Below are 15,408 nucleotides of genomic sequence, written 5' to 3' on the forward strand. Positions count from 1 at the left end.
GCGCGCCGGTAGGGTGTGCCGGTGCAGATCCTGACCCGCGTCCACTCCGGAGCGACGGCGCAGCGGCTGCTGCCCCACCCGCGCCTTGCACTGGTGGCGGCCTGGGACGCCGACCGTCCGGCGATCCGGATCTGGGAGTACCGGGACGGACAACTGCGGCAGCGGGCAGCCCTCGGCGTGGACTCGGCCGGCTACGTCGAGGACGTCGGCTACGAACGGTTGAAGCGGACACCCTCCGCCGCCTGGCACCCCCGCGACCCGTTGTTGGCGGTGGCGGACGCCGAGAGCGTTGTTCTCTGGACCCCCTCGGGCACGTCGCCGGTCGACGGCGTCCCGTCGACCGAGTACCGGCGGAAGGTGGCATTCAGCCCCGACGGTCGCACGCTCTGGTTGTCGCCCGCCGCCGGAACGGACGGCTGGGAGCACTCCGTCGCGCTCGACCTCGCCTCGGGAACGACCCTCACCGGCCCTCGGTGGGACACCGGGGTGGTGGCGCATCCGGCGGGTGGCCTGGTCTGCACCCTCGTGAGCGACCAGGGTGCCACGCTGGTGCTCTTCTCCGCGGACACCGGGCCGGTGCTGCGGCCGGTGCGCCGTGCGCTGGTCCTGGACTGCGACGGCTACCAAGCGCCGATCTTCAGCTCGGACGGCCGGCACCTCGCGGTACGGGGCAACGCGTACAACAACTCGCTTGAGGTGTTCGCGTTTCCCTCGCTGCGGCGCGTCCTGCGCATGACACTGGGGGAGCCGAGCCCGGGGTACCCGTACCCGCAGGAGTGGCTGGACGAGATGCGGGCCTGGTCCCGCCACAACGTCGCGTTCGGTCCGTCGCCGCGGGTCCTCTGGATCGGGACACCCGAAGGCGTGGTCGTCGAGCTGGACGTCGACGGCAGTCGGGTGGTCGAGCACGAGGTGCTGCCCAGGGCAGCGGTGACCGCGCTGGCGGCCACCGCCACCGGTGAGCTCGTCGTCGCCGGCAACGACGAGCTTCTTGTCCTGTCGGTGGGCACGACCGACCCGGGCGAGGCAGCCGGGGCCTCAGTGACCGCTTTCCTCGCCGGCACCCGCGAGGCGTCGGTCGTCGACATGGACCAGCTCGACCTCACCGACGGCACGCGGGTCTGGCAGTCCGGCGACCTGGCGACGGTCAGCGAGACCTCCGCGACCAACCCGTCCTGGCTGCGGATCCGGGCGGCCGTGAACCGACGCACCTGAGTCGCTTCCGGCGTCAGGCCACGTCCGCCGGTTGAACCGCGTTCCGGCGTCAGGCGACGCCCGCCAGCTCGTCGTTGGCCCGTTCGGTGACGAGCGTGAGGACGCGGGCGGCGACGTCGGCCTCGGCGGGCGGGATGTCCCCGTACAGCCGGGCGGTGATACCCCCGACGGCCTCGGCGACACGGGCCTGCGTGCTCTGGCCGGCATCGGTGAGCGACACCCGCGGCTCGGTGGTGTCGTCGAGCAGCGCCAGGCCGGCGTCGACGAGGCCGTCGATCACCTCGAGCACGGCCGACTCGTCGACCCTGCGGGCGCTCGCGAGGCGCCGCACGAGCGAGGTCCGGTCGACGGGGCCGGCGGTGAGGGCGTTGAGGGCGATGACCTGGGCGAAGTCGATGCCCAGGGGCGCGACGGCGCGGTCGAGCAGGGCCCGGGTGGCGAAGTGGGCCTGACCGATGACCTGACCGTTGAGAGTGGACACGTTGCCTCCTTCGAAAACGTTGGCTGAACCAACGTTGGTAGAACCAACGTAACATGGTTTGTGGGTCACGCCAACGATTACTGTTAGGCTCCCGCCATGGACGCCACCGCCCCGCAGTCACCCGCCGGGCTGCGTACCACCGCGAGCTGGCTGCTCAACCAGGTCGCCGCCCACGCCGGCCGACTCGCCAGCGCGGGCTTCGCCGCACACGACCTACGCGGCTACCACTTCCGGCTCCTCGCCTCGCTGGCCGAGGACGGCCCCGCGAGCCAGGCCGACCTGGGCCGCCGCTGCGGCATCGACCGCAGCGACGTCGTGGCCGCCATCAACGACCTGGCCGGCCGGGAACTCGTCGTACGCGCCCCCGACCCGGCCGACCGCCGCCGCAACGTCATCAGCCTCACCGACGCCGGCACCGACGAAGCCCACCGGATGGCCGACACCGTCGCCCGCGTCCAGGACGACCTGCTCGCGCCCCTGTCGAGCGCCGAACGCGCGCAGCTGACCCGCCTGCTCACCCGACTGCTCGAGCACCACAACGGCCACTGACCGCCGCTCGGGCCCGCCCCACCGCAAGGCAGCGCTCAGCTCGCCTCGCGCAACTCCGCCAACCGGGCCTCGATCTCGGCCAACTCCGCGCGCAGCTTCTCCGCCTGCTGCTCCGCCTCGGCCCGCTCGGCGCCCAGGATCTGCTCCACCGCCTCCTGCACACCCGGCACGTCCACCAGCGCCACCATCTTCAACGCCTCGGCCGGCTTCACCACGTACGGCTTCGCCAGGGCCTTGCTGCCCTGCTGCGCGGCGACCGTCCACTCGCCGTCCGCGTACGCCAGGGTCACCGTGAGGCCCGCGGGCCCCTTGGGCTTCGCGGCCTTGACCGCCCGCCGCGCCGGCGGCTTCTCGACCTGCTCCACCTTCGGCTCCTCCTGTCGCTGCGCGGGCACCCGCGGCGTGTCCAACACGAACTCCGGCGCCGCCACCGCGTGCGCCTCCGGTTCCGGCTCCGGTTCCGGCTCCGGTTTCGGCTCCGCCACCCGCCGGCCCGCGCCCTTGGGCGCGACCGCCAGATCGGCGGGGGAGAACGGCAACTCGTCACGACCGAACCGCACCACGACGAACTCGTCGGACACGTCCGGATCGGTCAACTCGACCACCTGGCCGACCTGACCGGCGATCTGCCCCGCCGACGCGGTGAACACCACCCTCGGCTTACGGCCGGCCGCCAACGCCTCCCGGATGCTTTGCACCTCGTCAGTGGACAAACCCTGGCCGGCATCCATCACAACCCTCTTCCGTACACCTGTTTGATTGCTGTCTTGATACCAGTCGACTGCGACACCCGCCGCACGGGGCTTAGGGCGTGTGTGAAGCCCCTGGCCGGCCGTTGGCTGGACTCCGCCTCGGCTCGACCGAGGACTTTCAGACACGCCCTAGCCGCCGAGGGCCCGCAACGCCCGATCGGCGTGGTCGTTCATGCTGACCTCGCTGTGGATCACCTCGATGACCCGCCGGTCCGTTCCGATCACGAACGTCATCCGCTTCGTGCTCAACGCCCCCAGCGGCACCCGCCGCCGGACCCCGAACGCCCGCGCGACCGTCCCGTCCACATCCGACAGCAGCGGATAGTCGAAGCCGTGCATCGTCGAGAACTCCGCCTGCTTCGCCACCTCGTCGCGGCTGATACCCACCCGCGACGCGCCCAGCGCCGTGAACTCCGCCGCCAGGTCCCGGAAGTGGCAACTCTCCGCCGTGCACCCCCGCGTCATCGCACCGGGATAGAAGAACAGCACCACCGGCCCCGACGCCAGGAACTCCGACAGCCGACGCGGCGTGCCCGTCTCATCCGGCAACTCGAAGTCGTCCACGACATCGCCGACACCCACACCCGCCACCGCGCACCTCCGTAGTCCGAACGACCGCGCGGGAAGCGTAAGCGATCACACCCGCAGCGCCTCGTGCGCCACCAGCACCAGGGCCCGCAGCATGTGACCCTCCTTACGACGACTCGTCCGCGCCGGTCACGGTAGCGTCGGCCCAACCCGCCCGACAGACCCGGAGGCGCCATGGCACCCGTCACCGTCATCACCGGCGGAGGCCGCGGCATCGGCGCGGCCACCGCCCGCCGCCTCGCCGCGGCCGGCCACCACATCGCCCTGTGCTACCGCCGCGACGACGCCGCCGCCGCGACCGTCCTGGCCGACCTGCGCGCCACCGGCGTCCAGGCCATCGCCGTACGCGCCGACACCACCGACCCCGACCAGGTCACCGCCCTGTTCGACGCCGCCGCGCAGCTCGGCCCCCTCACCGGCCTGGTCAACAACGCGGGCGTCACCAGCCTCATCGGCCCGTTCACCGACCTGCGCGTGGACGACCTGCGCCGCGTCGTCGACGTCAACCTCATCGGGTACGTCCTCTGCGCCCAGCAGGCAGCCCGCCGCCTCACCGACGGCGGCGCCATCGTCAACGTCTCCTCGGCCGCCGCGACCCTCGGCAGCCCGGGGGAGTACGTGCACTACGCCGCCGTCAAGGCCGCCACCGACACCCTCACCGTCGGCCTGGCCAAGGAACTCGCCCCGCGCGGCATCCGCGTCAACGGCGTCGCCCCCGGCCTCGTACGCACCGACATCCACACCGACTCCGGCGTACCCGACCGCGCCGACACCGCCGCCGGTCGCATCCCGATGGGCCGCGCCGGCGAACCCGACGAGATCGCCGCCGCCATCGCCTGGCTCCTCAGCCCGGACGCCTCCTACACCGCCGGCGCCGTGCTACGGGTCTCCGGCGCCCTGTGAGCCGGGGCGCGCGACACGCGCCCCGGCCCACCGCCCTCAGTGGGTGAACAGCTTCGCCGCCGTGATCACCGTCTGCACGACCCCGTAGCCGAGCAGCACCGCCACCACCAGCCAGGAAATCCACAACCGGGCCTGCTGCCCGCTCCGACCGTCGTCGCTCATCGCGTACCACTCCTTTGCGCCGCCGTGACCTCGTCCACGTCCTGCTCCACCGGCTCGTGATAGCGCTGCGGCACCGGTCGCACCAGCAGGTTCGCCACGAAGCCCACCGCGAGGACACCCACCATCGTCAGCAGCGCCGGCCGGTACGCCGCCGCCGTCAACGTCCCCGGCTTGCCCTGCGCGTCGAGGAACCCGTTAACGATCAACGGCCCCGCGACACCCGCCGCCGACCAGGCCGTCAACAACCGGCCGTGGATCGCCCCCACCTGGTACGTGCCGAACAGGTCCCGCAGGTACGCCGGCACGGTCGCGAAGCCGCCACCGTAGAACGACAGGATCACGCACGCGAACAGCACGAACAACGCCGTCGCCGTGTGCCCGAACAGCGCCAGCAGCGCGTACATCGCCATGCCCACGCCGAGATACACCAGGTAGATCGGCTTACGGCCGATGACGTCCGACGTCGACGACCACACGAACCGGCCCGCCATGTTGAACAACGACAGCAGACCCACGAACCCACCGGCAGCCGCCACCGACACCGCCGACGTCCCGTTCTCCCGGAAGAAGTCCTGGATCATCGGGCTGGCCTGCTCCAGGATGCCGATACCGGCCGTCACGTTGCAGAACAACACCACCCACAACAACCAGAACGACCGCGTCTTCACCGCGTTCGCCGCCGACACGTTCGCCGTGGTGACCAGCGGCTTCGCCGCCACCGACGCGGGATCGAAGCCCGCCGGACGCCAGTCCTCGGCCGGCACCCGCACGTTCGCCACCCCGAACATCATGATCACGAAGTAGCCCAGGCCCAACGTCACGAACAACCACACCAGCGCGCTGCCCGACGCCGTCGAACCCGCGTTCGACGGGTCGTAGCCCGGGTCGTAGAACGACAGCAACTGCCGCGACAGGGGAGAGGCCACCATCGCCCCACCACCGAACCCCATGATCGCCAAACCGGTCGCCAGACCCGGCCGGTCCGGGAACCACTTGATCAGCGTGGACACGGGGGAGATGTACCCGATACCCAGACCAATGCCGCCGAGCAGGCCGTACCCCAGGTACAGCAGCCACAACTGCTTCGTGGCGATGCCCAGCGACCCCACCAGGAAACCCGCCGCCCAGAAGCAGGCCGACACGAACATCGCCTTACGCGGCCCGTTCGCCTCCACCCACGTCCCGGCCACCGCCGCGGACAACCCCAGCATCACAATCGCGATACTGAAGATCACCCCGATCGCGGTCTGACCCGTGTCGAAATGGGCGATCAACGAATTCTTGTAGACGCTCGTGGCGTAGACCTGGCCGATACAGAGGTGGATGGCCAACGCCGCCGGGGGAATGAGCCACCGGCTGTAGCCGGGCGGCGCGACGGTATGCCGACGATCGAGTGCGGACAGCATGCGCTGCTTCCTCTCCGAGGCGGACGAAACGTGGTCACAACGTGCCCACCCCGCACCCAAGGAGCAAACCTCACCATCGCCGGACGGTCCCTCCCGTGAGCTGAGCGGTCACTCAGCCCACGCCGCACCTACCGCAGCTCCGGCGCATGCCAGCCACCCGCCAACGCATCCGCGTCCGCCGGACCCCAACTACCCCTGTCGTACGAGCGCACCGGCGCCGCCAGATCCAGGATCGGCGCCACGATCCGCCACTCCTGCCGAATCGTCTCCGCCCGCGCGAACCGCAGATGCTGCCCGTCCATCGCGTCGTCGAGCAACCGCTCGTACGCCTCCTGACGCCGACCCAACGCCGCACCGAAGTCCACCGACAGATCCACCGGCCGACTCGCCACCGCCGCGCCCGGACTCTTCGCCTGGATCGACATCGTGATGCCATCCCCACGACCCAACCGGAACCGCAACAGGTTCGCCGGCGCCTCCGCCCCACCCTCGGCGGGGATCAACGACCGCTGCGGCCGCTTGAACTCGACCACCACCTCCGTCGCCGTCCCCGGCAACGACTTGCCCGTCCGCAGATAGAACGGCACACCCGCCCACCGGGGCGAATCCACCGTCAACCGCGTCGCCACGAACGTCTCCGTGTTCGAATCCGGCGCGACACCCGGCTCATCCCGGTAACCCGCGTACTGCCCCCGCACCGTCGACTCCGGCGACAACGGCACGACCTGCCGCAACACCGCCGCCTCCGCCTCCCGGAACGAATCCACGTCGTCACCAGCCGGCGCGTCCATCGCGATCAACGCCACGACCTGCAAAATGTGGTTCTGCAACACGTCCCGCGTCGCACCCACCGTGTCATAGAAACCGGCCCGACCCTGCGTACCGAAACCCTCAGCGAGGGTCACCTGCACGTTGTCGACGTGCTCACGGTTCCACAACGGCTCAAACAGCCGGTTGGCGAACCGGAACGCGTACAACCCCTCCACCGCCTCCTTGCCGAGGTAGTGGTCGATCCGGAACACCCGACTCGCGTCGAAAGCCGCCCCCAACGTCCGATCCAACTCCTCGGACGACGCCAGGTCACGCCCGAACGGCTTCTCCACGATCACCCGACCACGGTCGGCCAACCCGACCGCCGCCAAGCCCCGCACCACCGAACCGAACACCATGGGCGGAATCGCCAGATAGAAGATCGGCCGCCGCGCCGCACCCAGACGCTCCGCCAGCCGCTCGTACGTCGCCGGATCCGCATAGTCCCCGGAGATCATCGACAGGTTGGCCGCCAACGCGTCGAACGTCTCGTCATCCACCTCGTCAGAAGCCTCCGCCACCGACTTACGGGCGGTCGCCACCAACTGCTGATCATCCCAGGGGGAGCGGGCCACCCCGATCACCGGAACGTCGAGACGCCCCCGCCGCGTCAACTCGTACAACGCCGGAAACAGCTTCTTCGAGACAAGATCACCTGTCACACCGAACAGCACAACCGCGTCTGAACGCACGCGCATGACACTTCCATCCGATCATGTGGACCTGATCTTCCGAACGGACAACGGCGCGCCCCACCGGAGGAATTCCCCGCGAACGGCCCACGTGAGGTCGGCGACAACGCCACAACGGAAGATGACCCCACAGCGCTCCGCACACCCCCAGGAAGGACCAGAATGACCCTGGCCGCCGACCGCTCACCGGAAACCGGCCCCGACGTGGTGTGCCTGCCAATGTTCGGCACGACCCGCGCCGCCACCGCCGCCGCCTTCCACCCCGCCCTCGCCGGCACCGGCCTCCGGGAGACATACCTGGACCTGCCCGGCCACGGCGACACCCCACCCACCTGCCCGCCCACCTCCCAGGCCCTGCTCACCACCATCTGCGCCTGGCTCGACCACCACATCGACGGACCGGCCCTGCTGGCCGGCGCCTCCTACGGCGCCTACCTCGCCGCCGGCATCGCCCGCCAACGCCCCGACCTCGTCCGCGGCCTACTCCTGATCTGCCCCGGCATCACCATCGCACCGGCCAGCCGCACCCTGCCCGAGCACCGCCCGCCGCCAGGACCCACCGGCTGGCTCGACGACGCGCCCACCGACCTGCGCCCACACCTCGACACCGCGCTCGGCCACCGCACCCCGAGCGTCGTCGCCACCGTCCTGCGCGCCCTGGACACGGGCGGCCCCGGCGACCACACCTTCCAACAGGAACTGCGCACAGGCCCCGGGTACGCGCTCCCCGACGAGACCGCCGACACCCCCTTCGACGGGCCCGTCAGCGTGCTCACCGGCCGCCAGGACGGCATCGTCGGCTTCGCCGACCAGTTCCACGCCATGCGCCGCTACCCCCGAGGCACCTACAGCACCGTCGACCAGGCCGGGCACTACCTGCCCTTCGAACAACCAGCCCTGCTCCGCGCCCACACCCGGGCCTGGCTCCGCCGAACCCCACAACCTGAGGCCGGTACGCGACAATGACCGCCATGGCTGACCTGGACGACACCAAGGCCGCGATGCACTACTACCTTCGCAGGAACCGCGACGACCTCATCTGGAAACTCGACGGCATCAGCGAACGCCAGGCCAGAACGCCCCGCACCACCACCGGCAACAACATGCTCGGCGTCGTCAAACACTGCCTCAACGTCGAGGCCGCCTACTTCGGACCCACCTTCGGCCGCGAGTTCCCCACCCCGCAGGAGCTGGTCCCGCTCACCGCGTTCGACGACGACCCGCAGGCAGACTGGTACGCGTACGAGAACGAGACCAAGGACGGCCTCATCGACCTGTACCGCCGCGTCGGCGCCTTCGCGGACGAGACGATCGACCAACTACCGCTCGACGCGCCGGGGCAGGTGCCCTGGTGGCAACCCGGCCGCCAGGACGTGACACTGGCCCGGACCATCATGCACGTCACCAGCGACATCGCCCGGCACGCCGGTCAGCTGGACATCATCCGCGAGCAGCACGACGGGGCGATCGGCTGGCAGCGCGACAGCACCGGCATTGCCGACGGATACGACTGGCCGGCGTACGTCGACAAGCTTCGCAAGCTGGCCGACCAGTTCGACTGACCGAGCTGGGGGAGAAGGCCGCGGAAACGACACTGCCCTGCCGGTGCTACCGGGCACCGGCAGGGCAGTCACACCGCCTGAAATCAGTTGTCGGTGCCCTTCAGCCCCTGCAACATCTCGGCGAAGTCAGTGGTCTCCGCCGGCGGAGGCGTCTCGATGGTGACCGCCTTGCCGTAGTCGGTGTAGTCGACCACGATGTCGCCCATCGCGCCCATGACCGTGGCCGCACGACGCGGCCGGTACTGCTCGTCGACCCAGAGGTCGACCTTGACCTCCTTAACGCCCGCAGCGGTGAACTGCTTCTCCACAGCGGCCCGCAGCTTGGCGTCGACCTGAGCCAGCTGCGTCGCCACCGGGGTGGTGACGGTGTAGTGGACCGTGCGCGCCCCGTTCACCGTCTCCTCACCGACGACCGTCACGCCCTCGGACGCGAGCAGGGTCTTGACCTGCTTGGTCGGGTCGATGTCCTCGAACTGCTTGCTGAAGTCCATCCCGGCCTGCTGGCCGATGCTGCCCATGTCCATCTTCAGCCACCGCTTACCGCCCATGCTCGAACGGTCCTTCGCCGGCACCTCGACGTAGAACGCGGTCCCGATCAGCCGGACGGTGGTCGGACCGTCGCTCGGGTCCGCCATCGTCATCTCGGCCTTGACCGGGTCACCCAGGTCCAGGACACCCTGCATGGAGATCTTCTGGCCGCCGGTCGTTCCCGTCATCGTCAGCGTCACCGAGTCGCTCTTGTCGGTGACGTCGATCGTCTTCTGCAACGAGCCCTTGAGGTCGCTGGCCAGCAGCTCAAGGACGCTGGTCTGCTTCGGCGCGTCGGACGAGCCCGACGAACCGGTCGCCACGCCGCAGGCGGAGGCGGTGAGCGCCGTAAGCGCCGAGACCGCGACGACGGCGGTCTTCTTCCACAGTGACACGTGATTGCTTCTTTCCGACAAGGCTGCGGGGAATCTCCCCAGTAGATCGACGACACGCTAGCCCACCGCGTCGATCTGCGGGTGCCGTGCCACATTCGATAATGCACATTATGTAAAGTTGGCCGATCTGGTGGCCCCCCGCCACACCGAGGGCGAGCCAGTCGCGCGTCAGGCCGAGTGGACGCGCGTCCTCGTTCGACCTGACGAGGCGTGCGTTGACCGGCGGGAGCAGGCCAGCTCCGTCGGACCGCCGAGGTCCCGGTACACGGTGGGCGTGCCCGCCCGACCACAGGTGTGACAGCTTGCGGGCGACGTCATGCCGCACACGATCCGTGGCTCCTCGATCAGCCTATGGCCGTTCGGGCCGGCCCCGACCGGGCTGCCGGCCGCCGTGGTGGGCTGTCCAGGCTGTGCCACGCCTGCCCCACCTACGGGGCAGCTCGACAGTCCTTCGCCGAGGTCGGTGCGGTCGCCCGGATGGCCTCCATCCCCTACTCCCCCCGCTTCCCGGGAACACGAAAATGCTGCATAATATCCCTTATGCATGACAAAAAGGACGAATCGCTCGGAGCCTTGATCGAGGAGTTCCTGACCGCCCGGGCCACCCGTAAGCCCTCCCCCCACACCCTGGCGGCCTACCGACGCGACCTGTTCGCGGTGGCCAACCTGGTCTCCGCCGGTAATGCCACTCCCCTCCCCCTCGACGAAGTGTCGATCACCGACCTCTCCCCCCGGGTGTTACGGGCGGCGTTCGCCCGGTTCGCCGCTCCCCGCGCCCCCGCCTCGGTGCACCGCGCCTGGTCCACCTGGAACAGCTTCTTCACCTTCCTGGTGACCGACGGTGTGGTGGCGGGCAACCCGATGCCGGCGGTCGATCGGCCCCGGGCCGTCCTGCCCGAGCCGAAGCCGCTGCGGGGCGCGGACACGCCCGAGGTGCTGCTGGCGTCGGTGGCGCGTGACGACGGCCGGCAACGGGACCCGTGGCCGGAGCGGGACGTGGCGGTGTTGGCGGTGGCGCTGTGCGCCGGGTTGCGTCTGTCCGAGCTGCTGGCGTTGCGGGTCGGTTCGTTGGCGGGTCGGCCGGGTGAGCGGCGGATCGAGGTGGCCGGCAAGGGTGGGCGTCCCCGGGTGGTGCCGATCGAGACGGACCTGGACCGGGTGCTGGCGGACTATCTGGCCAGTCGGGCGCGGCGGTTCGGGTCGCGGTCGGTTCGCCCCGACTCGGCGTTGCTGGTGGACCGGCGGGGTGAGCCGCTGCGCCGCGGTGGCCTGCAGTATCTGGTCGAGTCGTGTTACCGGCGGGCGGGTATCGGTGACCGGGTACCCAAGGGGGCGCGGTTGCACGCGCTGCGGCACACGTTCGCGACCCGGTTGGCGGAGGACGGGGCGGGCGCGGCGGAGATCATGCGGTTGTTGGGGCACGCGTCGTTGGCGTCGTCGCAGACGTACATCGAGGTGACGGCGGGTCAGCAGCGGGAGGCGATCCGGGCTAGTCGTACCCATCGGGTGTTGGCTGCTCTGGTGTCGGCGGAGGGTGACGCGGCGCGCTGATGCTGGCCTCAGCCGAGGTCGACGAGCAGGGGTCGGTGGTCGGAGATGGTGGACGTCGGCGTGGTGACGGCCCGTACGGGTGGGAGCGCGTCGAGGGCGTGCCGGTCGGCGAGGATGTGGTCGAGTTGGACGCGGGGTTGTCCGGAGGGGTAGGTGGGGCAGCGGCCGAGTGGCTGCCAGCGGGATACGAGGCGGGCCGGGCCGGCGGGGAGGTTGAGGTCGCCGAGCAGGACGCGGGGGCCGGGTAGGGCGCGCAGGGCGCGCACGGTCTGGCGGAGTTGGCGGGCGTTCCAGCCGGGTACGAAGGACAGGTGGGTCGCGGCGACGGTGAGGGGGCCGTGGGGGGTGTCCAGGATGGCGGCGAGGACGACGCGGGGTTCGTCGTCGAGGAGGATGAGGCCGCCGCCGGGTCCGGGGGCGTAGATGGGTGAGCGTATGGGCGCGGGTTTGAGTCGGGTGATGTGCCAGCTGCGCACGGGGTGGCGGCTGATGAGGCCGATGCCGTAGCAGGGTTCGCCGTGGCCGTCGTCGTCGTGGCGCAGGGGTCGGAACCGTTCGCCGGGGGTGCCGACGACGGCGGCCGCGAAGCGGTGGTGTGGCGCGTCGAGGGCCTGGGCGGCGATGGCGGTGAGGTCGAGGTTGCCGCTGCGGTGTTGGTCGCGGTCGACTTCCTGCAGGGCGAGGACGTCGGCGTCGAGGGCGTGTACGGCGGCGGCGAGTCGGTCGGGGTCGACGAGGCCGTCGGTGAGGGATCGTCCGTGCAGCAGGTTGAAGGTGGCCAGGCGCACTCCTGCACCTTACGTGTCCGTGGCAGGGTTGCCGCGTGGTGAAGCTGTTGCTGTGTTCGATGCTGGTGTTCGTGGCGGTCGGGGCGTGGGGGGTGTGGTTGCGGCGTAGGCGGGGCCGGTGAGCGGTGAGTCGCGCCACTTGCGGGGCTGGTGGGGTGGGTCGGGTGGGGAGAATTGCCGACCGTGGACGCCGTATCGCTGAGTACCCTGCTGGCCGCCGCGGCGATGGCCGGGTGGGTGGATGCCGTGGTCGGTGGTGGCGGGTTGTTGCTGCTGCCGGCGTTGTTGGTGGCGGCTCCGGGGGTGCCGGTGGCGACCGCGTTGGGCACGAACAAGTTGGCGGCGATCTTCGGTACGGCGACGGCGGCGGCGACGTACGCGCGGCGCACGAAGGTGGACTGGCGGGTGGCGGGGCCGGCGGCGGGTGTGGCGGTGCTCAGCGCGGGGGTGGGCGCGGCGTTGGCCGGGGCGGTGCCGGCGTCGGCGTACCGGCCGGTGGTGTTGGTGGTTCTGGTGGCGGTGGCCGTGTTCGTGTTGTTGCGTCCCCGGTTGGGGGTGGTGGCTGTGCCGGCGCGGCGGACGCGGGCACGGGTGGCGGTGGCGATCGGTGTGGCCGGGGTGGGGATCGCCCTGTACGACGGGTTGATCGGGCCGGGGACGGGCACGTTTCTGGTGCTGGCGTTCACGACGTTGGTGGGTGCGGATTTCGTGCACGGGTCGGCGATGGCGAAGGTCGTCAACGCGGGTACGAATCTGGGCGCGTTGGTGGTGTTCGCGGTGACCGGGCACGTGTGGTGGTGGTTGGGCGCGGCGATGGCGGTGTGCAACATCGTGGGCGCGGTGGTGGGTGCGCGGATGGCGTTGCGTCGCGGGTCGGGGTTCGTGCGGGTGGTGTTGCTGGTGGTGGTGCTGGCGTTGGTGGCGAAGCTGGGTTACGACCAGTGGGCGGCCCGGTAGGGGCGCGGGTTCAGGCGCGGCGGCTGGGTGAGTCGAAGCGGCCGGCGCGGATTTCGCGCAGGGCCCGGCGGCGGATGTCGCCGCGCAGGGTGTCGACGTAGAGGGTGCCGCGCAGGTGGTCGGCCTCGTGTTGCAGGGCGCGGGCGAGGAATCCGCTGCCGGTGATGGTCAACGGTTCGCCGTGCTGGTCGACGCCGTGGGCGGTGGCGTGCAGGGCGCGCGCGGTCGGGAAGTACAGCCCGGGGATGGACAGGCAGCCTTCCTCGTCGTCCTGGAGTTCGTCGGACAGTTCGAGGGTGGGGTTGATGAGGTGGCCTCGGTGGCCGTCGGCGTCGTAGACGAAGACCTGGGCGCTGACGCCGATCTGGGGTGCGGCGACGCCGGCGCGGCCGGGTGCGCCGAGCAGGGTGTCCATCAGGTCGGTGACCAGGGCGCGCAGCTCGGCGTCGAAGGTGGTGACCGGCTCGGCTTCGGTGCGCAGGACGGGGTCGCCGATGATCCGGATGGGCCGCATGGTCATGGGGGTCAGCGTATCGCCGGTGGTGGTGGTGTCAGCGTCCGGCCAGGGTGGCGCGTACGGGCGCGGTCTTGGCGGCGGCTTCGGCGACCTCGGCGGTGGGGTCGCTGTCCCAGGTGATGCCGCCGCCGGCCCAGGTGTGCAGGGTGTGGCCGGTGGCGGCGGCGGTGCGGATGGTCAGGCCGAGGTCGATGCGGCCGGGGGCGATCCAGCCGAGGGCGCCCATGCTGGCGCCCCGGCCGACGGGTTCGGCGGCGGCGATGTGGGTGAGGGCGGCGAGTTTCGGCGCGCCGGTGACGGAGCCGCCGGGGCAGGTGGCGCGGAGCAGGTCGGCGAGGCCGAGGCCGTCGGCGGCCTGGGCGCGGACGGTGGATTCGGCCTGCCACAGGTCGCACCAGCGGCGCACGGTGAACAGTTCGTCGACGGTGACGGTGCCGGTGCGGGCGATGCGGGCGAGGTCGTTGCGTTCCAGGTCGACGATCATGATGTGTTCGGCGCGTTCCTTGGCGCTGGTGAGCAGTTCGGCGTGGCCGGTGGCGGTGGCGGGGCGGGTGCCCTTGATGGGTCGGGTGATGATCTGGCCGTGGTGGACCTCGACGAGGGTTTCCGGGGAGGCGCAGCCGATGGCCCAGCCGTCGCCGGTGAGGACGCCGCCGTAGCGGGCGCCGGGGAGCGCGCCAAGGCGGCGCAGGGCGGGTAGCGGGTCGCCGCTGTAGGGGGCGGCGGCGTGTCCGACGAGGTTGGTCTGGTAGATGTCGCCGCGGCCGATGGCGGCGCGGACGGCGTCGACGGCGGCGGCGTGTTGCGCGGGTGTCCAGCTCTCGGTCCATGGGCCGAGCCACCAGGGCGTGTCGTCGGGGGCGGCGGGTGCTCGGGTGGGTCCGTGGTGGTAGATGACGACGGCGAGGTCGGGCAGGGTGGGCGCGGGTTCGGGTGCGGTGGCGGGTACGCCGGCCAGTTGTGCCCCGGCGGCGGCGGACAGGTAGAGCGCGGCGCCGCAGACGACCGGGCCGTGTGCGGCGGGTCGGTTCAGGTCGCGCAGGTCCAGGCCGTGTGCGGCCAGGAACTCCTCGGCGAGTGCGGCGGGGTCGCCGCCGTCGGCGCGATGCCACTGGAGTCGGGCGCGTTCGACGAGGCTGTCGCGGCATCCGGCGGGTGCCGCGGGCGCATCGACCAGCACCTGTGGGAGCGTTTCCACGCCGTATGGTCCGATCTTCCTCATCCGTTCAGTGGATTTCCGGTACGGCAAGGCGACACCTGCTCGATGCTGGACACCTTCGCTTGGTACTGTGCGTCACTGGTCATGTGAACCATGACACAGTGCCCCCACAGTCCGGAGAACCCGATGTGCCAGCACCAACCGACCTGCCCCTTAGCTGAAGCCACCGATCGGGAAGCCGCCCGCGTCCTCGCCTGCTTCCCTGAGCAGGGCTGGAGCCTGCTCTGCAACGGCGTGATCGTCTTCGAGGACACCGGTGAGCTGCTTCCCGACGGCAGCAGCATCGCACCCCACCGCGGCCCCGCCCGCCACGCCCTCGTGGCCTGAACGACC

General features: G+C 70.8%; 18 protein-coding genes. 8 read left to right on the plus strand and 10 right to left on the minus strand.

Annotated features, from left to right (window positions below; translation table 11 throughout):
* Positions 1 to 21 precede the first annotated feature (21 nt).
* Complete coding sequence (locus ACIBTX_RS27900; protein ID WP_396833186.1) at positions 22 to 1,215, plus strand: hypothetical protein; 1,194 nt, start codon at positions 22 to 24, stop codon at positions 1,213 to 1,215.
* Between the two features lie 49 nt (positions 1,216 to 1,264).
* On the opposite strand, the gene ACIBTX_RS27905 is transcribed toward ACIBTX_RS27900, so the two are convergent.
* Positions 1,265 to 1,696, minus strand: coding sequence for a hypothetical protein (locus ACIBTX_RS27905; protein ID WP_396833187.1), 432 nt, complete (start codon positions 1,694 to 1,696; stop codon positions 1,265 to 1,267).
* Positions 1,697 to 1,792: 96 nt separating this feature from the next.
* Between ACIBTX_RS27905 and ACIBTX_RS27910 the strand changes: the two genes are divergently transcribed.
* Entirely contained in the window at positions 1,793 to 2,245 is a 453-nt protein-coding gene (locus ACIBTX_RS27910) for a MarR family transcriptional regulator (RefSeq protein WP_357170132.1), read from the plus strand.
* 35 nt (positions 2,246 to 2,280) lie between these two features.
* Here ACIBTX_RS27910 and ACIBTX_RS27915 read toward each other — a convergent pair whose 3' ends face one another.
* The gene (locus ACIBTX_RS27915; RefSeq protein ID WP_396833188.1) at positions 2,281 to 2,976 is read right to left on the minus strand and encodes a hypothetical protein; all 696 of its coding nucleotides are present in this window, start codon (positions 2,974 to 2,976) and stop codon (positions 2,281 to 2,283) included.
* Between the two features lie 150 nt (positions 2,977 to 3,126).
* The gene (locus ACIBTX_RS27920; RefSeq protein WP_357170138.1) at positions 3,127 to 3,588 is read right to left on the minus strand and encodes a peroxiredoxin; all 462 of its coding nucleotides are present in this window, start codon (positions 3,586 to 3,588) and stop codon (positions 3,127 to 3,129) included.
* Between the two features lie 171 nt (positions 3,589 to 3,759).
* Between ACIBTX_RS27920 and ACIBTX_RS27925 the strand changes: the two genes are divergently transcribed.
* Entirely contained in the window at positions 3,760 to 4,488 is a 729-nt protein-coding gene (locus tag ACIBTX_RS27925) for an SDR family oxidoreductase (RefSeq protein ID WP_357118710.1), read from the plus strand.
* 36 nt (positions 4,489 to 4,524) lie between these two features.
* Here the strand turns inward: ACIBTX_RS27925 and ACIBTX_RS27930 are convergent, their stop codons facing one another.
* The 3 genes from ACIBTX_RS27930 to zwf form a co-directional block, all read right to left on the minus strand.
* Entirely contained in the window at positions 4,525 to 4,650 is a 126-nt protein-coding gene (locus tag ACIBTX_RS27930) for a hypothetical protein (RefSeq protein ID WP_357118713.1), read from the minus strand.
* Entirely contained in the window at positions 4,647 to 6,056 is a 1,410-nt protein-coding gene (locus ACIBTX_RS27935) for an OFA family MFS transporter (protein ID WP_396833189.1), read from the minus strand. The genes ACIBTX_RS27930 and ACIBTX_RS27935 overlap by 4 nt, the downstream gene beginning before the upstream one ends.
* A 128-nt stretch (positions 6,057 to 6,184) precedes the next feature.
* The gene (zwf, locus tag ACIBTX_RS27940; RefSeq protein ID WP_357170144.1) at positions 6,185 to 7,564 is read right to left on the minus strand and encodes a glucose-6-phosphate dehydrogenase; all 1,380 of its coding nucleotides are present in this window, start codon (positions 7,562 to 7,564) and stop codon (positions 6,185 to 6,187) included.
* 156 nt (positions 7,565 to 7,720) lie between these two features.
* Between zwf and ACIBTX_RS27945 the strand changes: the two genes are divergently transcribed.
* Both ACIBTX_RS27945 and ACIBTX_RS27950 read left to right on the plus strand, forming a co-directional pair.
* Positions 7,721 to 8,524 carry an alpha/beta fold hydrolase gene (locus tag ACIBTX_RS27945; protein WP_396833190.1) on the plus strand — a complete coding sequence of 268 codons (804 nt, stop codon included), beginning with the start codon at positions 7,721 to 7,723 and terminating at the stop codon, positions 8,522 to 8,524.
* A 5-nt stretch (positions 8,525 to 8,529) separates the two neighbouring features.
* Positions 8,530 to 9,120, plus strand: a complete 591-nt coding sequence (locus ACIBTX_RS27950; RefSeq protein WP_396833191.1) for a DinB family protein — start codon at positions 8,530 to 8,532, stop codon at positions 9,118 to 9,120.
* An 83-nt stretch (positions 9,121 to 9,203) separates the two neighbouring features.
* Here ACIBTX_RS27950 and ACIBTX_RS27955 read toward each other — a convergent pair whose 3' ends face one another.
* Positions 9,204 to 10,043, minus strand: a complete 840-nt coding sequence (locus ACIBTX_RS27955; RefSeq protein ID WP_363660368.1) for a hypothetical protein — start codon at positions 10,041 to 10,043, stop codon at positions 9,204 to 9,206.
* A 540-nt stretch (positions 10,044 to 10,583) separates the two neighbouring features.
* Here ACIBTX_RS27955 and ACIBTX_RS27960 point away from each other — a divergent pair.
* The gene (locus tag ACIBTX_RS27960) at positions 10,584 to 11,594 is read left to right on the plus strand and encodes a tyrosine-type recombinase/integrase (protein ID WP_396833192.1); all 1,011 of its coding nucleotides are present in this window, start codon (positions 10,584 to 10,586) and stop codon (positions 11,592 to 11,594) included.
* An 8-nt stretch (positions 11,595 to 11,602) separates the two neighbouring features.
* Here the strand turns inward: ACIBTX_RS27960 and ACIBTX_RS27965 are convergent, their stop codons facing one another.
* Positions 11,603 to 12,382, minus strand: a complete 780-nt coding sequence (locus ACIBTX_RS27965) for an endonuclease/exonuclease/phosphatase family protein (protein WP_396833193.1) — start codon at positions 12,380 to 12,382, stop codon at positions 11,603 to 11,605.
* 183 nt (positions 12,383 to 12,565) lie between these two features.
* Between ACIBTX_RS27965 and ACIBTX_RS27970 the strand changes: the two genes are divergently transcribed.
* A complete protein-coding gene (locus tag ACIBTX_RS27970; protein ID WP_357170157.1) occupies positions 12,566 to 13,339 on the plus strand; it encodes a TSUP family transporter in 774 nt (257 codons plus the stop codon).
* Positions 13,340 to 13,349: 10 nt separating this feature from the next.
* Here ACIBTX_RS27970 and def read toward each other — a convergent pair whose 3' ends face one another.
* Together def and ACIBTX_RS27980 are read right to left on the minus strand one after the other, a co-directional pair.
* A complete protein-coding gene (gene def / locus ACIBTX_RS27975) occupies positions 13,350 to 13,859 on the minus strand; it encodes a peptide deformylase (protein ID WP_357118740.1) in 510 nt (169 codons plus the stop codon).
* A 31-nt stretch (positions 13,860 to 13,890) separates the two neighbouring features.
* Entirely contained in the window at positions 13,891 to 15,105 is a 1,215-nt protein-coding gene (locus ACIBTX_RS27980; protein ID WP_396833194.1) for a chorismate-binding protein, read from the minus strand.
* Positions 15,106 to 15,201: 96 nt separating this feature from the next.
* Between ACIBTX_RS27980 and ACIBTX_RS27985 the strand changes: the two genes are divergently transcribed.
* The gene (locus ACIBTX_RS27985) at positions 15,202 to 15,402 is read left to right on the plus strand and encodes a DUF5999 family protein (protein ID WP_234586185.1); all 201 of its coding nucleotides are present in this window, start codon (positions 15,202 to 15,204) and stop codon (positions 15,400 to 15,402) included.
* Positions 15,403 to 15,408: the final 6 nt, after the last annotated feature.

The sequence above is a fragment of the Micromonospora sp. NPDC049359 genome, assembly GCF_044466585.1.
Classification (GTDB): Bacteria; Actinomycetota; Actinomycetes; order Mycobacteriales; family Micromonosporaceae; genus Micromonospora.